This is a genomic window from Haliscomenobacter sp. (genome assembly GCF_041740695.1).
Taxonomy (GTDB): domain Bacteria; phylum Bacteroidota; class Bacteroidia; order Chitinophagales; family Saprospiraceae; genus Haliscomenobacter.
On the sequence record NZ_JBGSLK010000009.1, the window covers coordinates 21,622 to 29,927 of the forward strand.

Annotated in this window: 6 protein-coding genes; 4 read left to right on the forward strand and 2 right to left on the reverse strand. The window is 40.8% G+C overall.

The annotated features are described in order from the left end of the window. Positions 1-203 precede the first annotated feature (203 nt). Positions 204-2,960: a family 78 glycoside hydrolase catalytic domain gene (locus tag ACEW9O_RS01675; protein WP_373548379.1), complete on the reverse strand. Its 2,757-nt coding sequence runs from the start codon at positions 2,958-2,960 to the stop codon at positions 204-206. 326 nt (positions 2,961-3,286) lie between these two features. Here ACEW9O_RS01675 and ACEW9O_RS01680 point away from each other — a divergent pair, with 326 nt between their 5' ends. The 3 genes from ACEW9O_RS01680 to ACEW9O_RS01690 are packed head-to-tail and all read left to right on the forward strand — an operon-like array spanning position 3,287 to position 5,712. Further along, positions 3,287-4,501, forward strand: a complete 1,215-nt coding sequence (locus ACEW9O_RS01680; protein WP_373548380.1) for a phage integrase SAM-like domain-containing protein — start codon at positions 3,287-3,289, stop codon at positions 4,499-4,501. Positions 4,502-4,532: 31 nt separating this feature from the next. Further along, on the forward strand, positions 4,533-5,372 hold the full coding sequence (locus ACEW9O_RS01685) for a hypothetical protein (protein WP_373548381.1): 840 nt from the start codon (positions 4,533-4,535) through the stop codon (positions 5,370-5,372). A gap of 34 nt (positions 5,373-5,406) precedes the next feature. Further along, entirely contained in the window at positions 5,407-5,712 is a 306-nt protein-coding gene (locus ACEW9O_RS01690; protein WP_373548382.1) for a KilA-N domain-containing protein, read from the forward strand. 35 nt (positions 5,713-5,747) lie between these two features. On the opposite strand, the gene ACEW9O_RS01695 is transcribed toward ACEW9O_RS01690, so the two are convergent. Further along, positions 5,748-7,163 (reverse strand): ArnT family glycosyltransferase, encoded by a 1,416-nt coding sequence (locus ACEW9O_RS01695; RefSeq protein WP_373548383.1) that lies wholly within the window; start codon positions 7,161-7,163, stop codon positions 5,748-5,750. A 945-nt stretch (positions 7,164-8,108) separates the two neighbouring features. Here ACEW9O_RS01695 and ACEW9O_RS01700 point away from each other — a divergent pair. Further along, positions 8,109-8,306, forward strand: a 198-nt coding sequence (locus tag ACEW9O_RS01700; RefSeq protein WP_373548384.1) for a hypothetical protein, incomplete at its 3' end; no start/stop codon positions are given.

Genomic DNA, 8,306 nt, shown 5'->3' on the forward strand with positions numbered 1-8,306 from the left:
TCTGACGCGCACCGAATTTTCGACATAGAACCAGCACAAAGAAAATTAGCACAAAGGAAAAAAAAGAGGACACAGAGGACACAAAGTTAGACGTTGACGGTCTTTGGGTCCTATGTGGTTCTTTGTGTTTTCTTTGTGAAAAAAATGTCGCTTTGATGGTGTTTTAAAAATTCGGGGTGATTCATGTTCCTGTTTTGATCATTTCAAGGCTGAACCAAAAATGAATACCTTCCAGAACCCAAACGCAATACCAAACGTTCCCCTTCCATTTTCACCACCTTGTACTTTATGTTTTTCCCACCTTCTAAAATCTTATCGCGGGTTTGCGTGGGAAAATACACCAAGGCCTGGGTGTTGACCGGAATTTCAACATTCATTTCAATTCCTTGCGGCGTTTTTTTCCAATGGCTTTGAATGGGCCCATACATCGATTCAAAATCAACCTTCGCCTCCGTCAAATCGCCAACCATTTCGGGGCGAATGATGAATTCTTTAAAGGCCAGCACAGATTCCGAAGGTTTGATGCCACCCAAACCGTTAAAAAACCACTCCATCAAATGCCCCAACATAAAGTGATTGTTGGACACATTTTTGAGCGCAGGCCAGGATTCAGTCAAGGCCGTAGCACCTTTGGCCAATTGGAATCCATACCCGGGCACATCGTCTCGGCTGTTCATTTTGTAAATCACTTCCGAAGCACCTCCATTTTGCAGGGCACTGACCAGGTAATGAAAACCAATGTCTCCGGCAGTAAGGGCATAGTTATTAGCCTGGATGGAGTGCAGCAAACTATTCAACACGCCAGCCCGGTGCTGTGGCTCTACCAAACCCAATTCCAGCGGCATGGCATACGCCGTTTGGCTTCCCTTTTCATACTGCATTTTTACTGGATCAAAAAAACGAGCATTGAAAGCCTTTTTAACAGCTTCACCCAAGGCTTGATACTTAGCTGCATCCACCCGATTCCCCAACAAAAGAGCCACTTTTTGCACAATCGAAATGTCATAATAATAAATGGCGGTGGCGCTGAGGGCCTTGGAGGTCAACTGCGCTTCGCCGGGGTGTTTGGGGCCATAATCGTACCAATCGCCCAGACCATGTGCTACGATGTGCTGATCGGCCCGGCTGCTGAGGTAGTCAACGTAGCGCTTCATCATCTCGTAATTCTCCTGCAATACGGCCACATTGCCGTACCATTGGTACATTTCCCAGGGGATGATCACCCCCGCGCTACCCCACTCAGGTGAATCGCGGAAGCCACCGTGAAAGGGTACGTATTCGGGGGCAATATCGGGGATCAGGCCATTGGGCAGTTGGGCAGCCCGCATGTCTTCCAAAATTTTGGGGTAAAGCGCCGCCAGGTCATAGTTGTAGCGCAGCGAAGGCCCCATGAGGTAGGCTTCTTCCAGCCAGCCCAGTTTTTCGCGGTGCGGGCAATCGGTCAACACACTGGCCATGTTGCTGCGGATGGCCCAGTCGATGAGGGTGTAAATCCGGTTGAACAAGGGATTGGAGCAGGAGAAATTCCCGATTTTGGCGGCGGCATTGCGGGTATGAATGCCCTTCAGTCCTTTGATGACGGGTAAATTGTCGGGGTTGCTTTGGCCTTCGGGTACCGCGCCTTCAATCTGTACATAGCGAAAGCCGTAGTACATGAACTGTGGTTGCCAACTTTCCAGGCCTTCGCCACTCAGGGTGTAGTTGAAAAAAACGGGCTCACCAATGGCAGATTGGTTGACGGTGCCATCGTCGTGGAGCAATTCGGAGGGGCTGATTTTGATGCTGCGCCCGCGTTGGCCTTGTACCTGGATTTGAAAAATGCCGGAGAAATTTTGGGCCAAATCGTACACCCAAATGCCAGGTTTAGGGCTGCTGATTTTCTGCGGGGTAAATTCTTCAAAATAGCCGAGTGGTTCCTGGCGCTGGGTGCGCAGGCTGGGCATGGTTTCGCTCAATACCAGTGGTGTTTGCCAATGCGCATCATTGAAACCGGGGAGTTTCCAGCCTTTTTGCTCCAGTGTTGCATCGTAATCTTCGCCACCGTAAATGCTGCTGTAAGTGATTGGACTGTGCGTGCATTTCCAGCTTTGATCCGTGATGATTTGTTCGCTGCTACCATCGCTGTATTCGATCAATATTTTCAATTTGCAAGTGGGGTAACCATAGGATTGTAAAATTTTCCAGTAACGCTCATTGGGGATATGGTAAAAACCATTGCCGAGCATGATGCCGAAGGCATTTTTTCCTGATACCAAAAGTAGAGTCAAGTCAAAAGTGACGTATTGCGCAGTTTGCTGATAGTTGGTCCAACCGGGATCCAGAAAATTTTTACCCACTTTTTGCCCGTTGATGAAAAATTCAAAATGGCCTAAACCGGCCACAAAGCCAGTGGCCTGCGTGATGGTTTTGCTGGTGGCCCATTCTTTGCGGAATTGAGGGAGGACGGACTTGGGTTTGTTTGGGGCTTTGGTGGCGTGTAGGGCAGGCAGGATTTTATCTTCTTCGGCAATTTTTTCCAGGGCTATCCAACTGGCACCACCCCAATCTTTTTCAGCCAACAAACCCATTTGCCAATGCGCTGGGGCGCTCCAGGAAGAGGCTTTACCACTGGCATCCCAGACCATAACTTTCCAATAGTATTTTTGAGCGGATTGCAGGGCTTGGCCAGCGTATTCAATCTGGATGGAATTGCTGGAGGCTTGTTTGCCACTGTCCCAAATGTTGCCCTGGTTTTTATCCAATAGTTGGGCCTGATCGGCTACAAGGATGCGGTAAGCACTTTGGCTTTGCTCTCTTTGAGCGGCCTGAAGTTGCCAACTGAGCGAGGGGCGAGCGCTTTCAATGCCTAAGGGATTTTCTTTAAAATCACACTTGAGTCTAAGGACTTGAATGCTGGGATTTAGTGCTGAAAGGCTTAGCATAGTACACAAAAAAAATAAGCTTGTAATGATCCGCTTCATACATCCTGGATTGTAGGTGAAGCTAGAAAATTACAAACTTATTTAGAAGTAGCGCTGAAAAGATAGGCGTACTTGAGATTTGGAAGGCTTAATCTTAAAAAAGAAAAGGGTTACAAATCGTGAATTTGTAACCCTTTATAAATCATCGTGGGTAATGACGGGTTCGAACCGCCGACCCTCTGCTTGTAAGGCTTTTGATAACTGGTTTAATTTGGTCTCATATGTTTTCATCGTATTGATTAACAGGAGAAAGGAAATAAAGAAACAACATACTGAATCAAAAAAGCCCTATATTTGTTTGCAAATGGCTTGCAAATTTTTTCAGTATGGTATCAGTAAAGATTATTCTGGACACGCGGTTGAAAAAAAAGGATGGAACCTTCCCTTTGAGCCTTCGGGTGATTCATAACCGGAAGTTCTTTCAATTGCCACTTGGATACAGTATTCCAGAAAAAGACTGGGATGAAAAGGGGCAAAAGATAAAGGGGTCTTGTAAACTCATTGAGAACATCAGCCGCTTGAATGCTATGTTGAACAAAGAAAGGCAAAAAGCCTTGGAAATGGTGACAAAGCTTCAAGATAACAATCAGTTGGAAACACTATCTCGAACTGAGCTAAAAGAATATTTAGCGGGTAAGGAAGCAGAACTCAACATACTTACTTACACTAAAGAGGTAATTGACCAACTGACCGAAGCACAAAAAATAGGGAATGCGAAGGTGTATACAACTTTGTATCGGAGCATCAAAACCTATATCGGCGGGAAGGACTTGCCAATGAAACAAATCACTTATACTTGGTTGAAGAAGTACGAAACTTGGTACTTTTCTAAAGGCAATTCGCAAAATGGCCTAAGTGTAAACATGCGAACACTCAGAGCATTGTTTAACCGAGCCACTAAAGAGAAAAAGCTATCCAAGGAACATTATCCCTTTGGCGATTACGCTATTAAGTCTGAGCAGACCCGCAAACGGGCAATATCTGCTGCTGAAATAGAACTCATCAAATGTTATGAACCCAAAACCGAAAGGCAAAGAAGGGCTAAAGACTATTTCATGATTAGCTTTTACTTAATGGGTGCTTCGTTTGTGGATTTGGCTTACCTCAAAGTAAAAGATATAATTGGAGGTAGAATTGAATATAAACGCCGTAAAACCGGGCGACTGCATAGCATTCCAATCTCTCCACCTCTACAGAAGTTCATCAGCCCATACATTGATGGTAAAGGAAAAAACGACTTTATTCTGAATGTTATCAAGTCAGAAGACCCAAAACAACAGGACATAAATGTAAGGGATGAAATAAGACGCTATAACCGTAGCCTTAAAGAAATTGCCAAAGAATGCGGCATTGAGGCGACAGTGACCAGCTATGTCTCTCGGCATTCTTACGCTACTATTGCTAAATATAAAGGTGTACCGACTGCGGTAATCAGCGAAGCACTTGGCCACTCGTCGGAGGAGGTAACCCAAATTTACCTAAGTTCCTTTGATAAGGCGGTAATGGATAAGTACCATGCAATGATCATTGACGAAGCATAATCCTATTCAAAAGCAAAGAACTTTCTAACAAATGGAAAATACCCTCATCAACCACGATTTTGAGCGTTCCATCAAGCGACTCCGCCAAATTTTACCCAAACTTGCCTTTGGGCTTTTGATAGGTACTTACCTGACCAGCGCGGTGATTATGGGTTTGTTCCATTCCCAAAATGCACCGAATTTTGGTTTTAAAATTGCTGCCTTCCTGGTGCCGCTGGCCATTCAGGCCGGAAGGGGGACATTGGTGTTCTTTTTTCAGCTTAACCCGCTGCGGATACAAAGCAGATTCTCTTTTGGAATCGTGGCAGCAACTGTGTTGCTGGTGCTTTCGATGGTTGAGGCATTTTTGGTGATGTTTCCTTATGGGCTTTCCTGGACGGTATCAGTTTTGACTTTGATGATTATTGGCTGGTTGATTGAAGTGATGATTTTGCAGGAAATCACTTTTGCCACAAAACTGGAGCTTTTTCATAATCAACAGGAGTGGGAAAAGCTGACAAAATTCTATGGTGCCATCAATGAGTTTGAAGCAACGGCCACTAAGCCCAAGCCCCAACTGAAAATCGAGCCTAAGCCAGTTAAAGAACTTGGTAAAATAGGGCAGGGTAAGGAAGATAAAGAACCTGATTTCTCTAGTGATACTTTTTATGGGGTGAAGATTGACAGAAGCAACCCAATGTTGAGCCATAATTTGCTTAGGCTTAAGAATCGTTTTCAGGAACGACATGACGACTCTATCAAAAAGGCCGAAGCTAGAAAGCAGCAGGGCAAGGCTCCACATCAAACGACTGAAAAATCAATACAGGAGAATCAAGAACGGTTGAGAAGGGTTGATTTTATCATCAACACTTTACTTAAACAAACTGCCTGATAGTTTATATTCTCCAATTCATATCTGTTAAGTCATGGCTAAAAATTCATCATTCGTTGTGCAAGGCACTGAAATTAGGCTCTTCATCCAAAAAGAGGAAGACTATATTTCCTTGACGGATATTGCTAAACGGGTCAATCATCGTTCTGAAATTGTGATTCAAAACTGGATAAGAAACCGTGATACCGTTGAATTTTTAGGTGTATGGGAGCAACTGCTTAACCCAGTTTTTAGAACTCAAGCAGGGATGAACTCATTTGTGCTTTCTCCAAAGCAATGGATACAAAAAACTGATGCTATTGGGCTTCAATCAAAAGCTGGTAAAAATGGTGGCACTTAGAGTTTGATGAAGCAGTCGGCCTAGTTGAAGTGACACTAGGGCTGGTAGATAATTACATCATATCCTTTTTTCTTTAAATTATTTATCTCCTCTATAGGTGGTAAGATTGAATATGCGATGCAATCATGGTAAAACATCGCTTCAGTAGGGAAAGGGAAATTGAGTACTACAGTATTTTTACTTTTTATTTGTTTTCCTAAACGCTCAATTTTTTGAAAAACTATTTCTTCATTTTTATCGTACTGAAATGGCTTGATTCTCTCTATTGCGTATCTGACGCCAAGAAGAACAAAAATGAAAAGAAGAGCTTGGCCCAGTTTTTTCATTTTAAGATTCAGGCTATCAAAAAATAATGCAGAAGTCATAAATATTGCTGGCGCACAGATAATAACATACCCTGGCATTTTAGTTTTTACAATTGAAAACAAAACATAAGGGATTGAAATCCAGAGAAATAAAAACATTATCTCAGGCTTTCTCTCCTTTAACAAAACTACTACTAACCAAATTAGAGGGATATAAATCAGTTCATTCCAAATTATTCTAGCTTTAGATAAGTGGTAAAACCAACTTTCTGAATGCCCTTCTAACGCTTTTCCAATATGAGCAAAATTGAATTGTTGCTCCCATCTAGCCTCCAGTGGAAAGGTATTAAAAGTATAAACCTGCCAAGGGACTGAGACAATTGCTGCGAATAAGATGATTGTTAACATCTTAAAAGCAACAGATTGGATACTATTTTGTGGAAAATTTAAAATAAAGAAAAGCGGCAGTATAAATAAAGCTGTAAGCCATTTAGTCATTATAGCCATACCCAAGGCAATACCTATCAATATTATAACTCCCTTTTTTTTTGTTTTTTGATGCAAACAAATTAAAAAAATTGATAGTTCGATAAAAAATAAAAAATGACTATCAATATGATCTGTTGGAATTCTCCCAGCAGCATTTTCAATTAAAAAACCATTTATGCCTTGTAAAAAGGCTGAAAAAAGTGCCACTGATTTTTTTTCAAACAAAAAAAGCGAAATATAATAGGTAAGAAGTACGGATAAAGTAGATAAAATAATTGAAGGTATGCGAACGCTGAGGGCACTGATTCCGAATAATTTTAGAGACGAGGAAATTATCCAAAGAGGGATGGGTTGTTTATGTAACCAAATATGGTTGTCTACCCAACTCTTATAATCATATTCCAAAACAGGGTTATCATATAATGTAGGTTTAAAACTATGTGCTAACATGTTTTTTGCAACCAATGCATGAAAACGTTCATCCCATTCATGTATCAAAGAATCCGTAGATGGTACTAGCCTGAGAATGAAACTTGAAAACAAAATGATAAGGAGGGGAAACTTATGATCCTTTTTGTTGAAAAACAAAATAGTTATTGTCGTAGCTAAAAGTGCAATAACAACTAACAATCCGGTAGAGAAAATGAAAGCACTCATTTATTTTTGCGTTTTTATAAAAAATAAATGGTTTAAATTCATCAAAAAACTTAAGACTCAAACCTTAAATTATAGGCATCTTGCAAAAGATCAAAGATAAGATTTTAATTTGTACGCTCCGCATTGACTCGAAGTAAAACAAAGAAAAGAGCATAAATTTTATTGGCAACTAAACTTAGAAAATACACTCCAAATCAGTGAAAACAGCCGACAAGACACGATAAATGCTTGTAAATGATTATATTGAACAGAAGAATAATTTTAATGCAAATTAGATCCACCCTAAATAAATCCCAACATCTCGCGGTCAATAACACCTTCTACAGAAGAACCTCATTAGAATTATTTATGAGTCAGGAGTGGGTTTCAAAATTGAAAATACTTAAAATTGAGAAGACCAAATGCCATAAAGTTAAAGCCCATATTTTGGTGCAGTTACCTCTCATTCGACAGCTTATCGTAAATTGAGCACGATTTTGAGGTGAATTCGTTTTGATTTTTTGGGTACCTAAGCAATCTACTACAGGTTTTTGCATCCTGTATGACATAAGATTAGCTCAATCATAAAAAAATCTACAGAATTAGTTTGTTTTTTAGATCTAACGTATTACCTTTGTTAAGCAAATGTAGATTTAAACAAAGAGGCATTAGCCTAAATTTTTTCCTCAACCCTTCACTTCATTGTATGGAGAAACTAAAATACTTGTTTTAGTGTTAAAACTCCAATGTTACATTCCAGAGTAATTGCTGCTTTCAGCGTCAATACTAATTACCGATAATTGAGGTAAAATGTATTAAATACTAGTGCAGAAATCGTTTGACTCTTCCTGTGTACAAGTTGCTATGGATAAATATGGGAAGTCTTTGCCAAGACAGGAAAATACCCAAGAATAAGAATTTGTGTACTGGATCACTTAATATTCCTTAATCTCAAAATACTCAACTATGAAAAAGAATCCTTTTGTTAGAACTATCACATTCGCTTTTATTGTATGCCTTAATGCATACTACTGGACATTTTTACAAAAAGGCTTCCTTTGCGGTTTTAACAAGCTAAAGACATGCCTTAAAAATTCAAGGAGGGAAAAACACTTTTTGGTCAAGACGCTCAATCCTTCCCTAAAAATAGAGACCTCCAGGGTC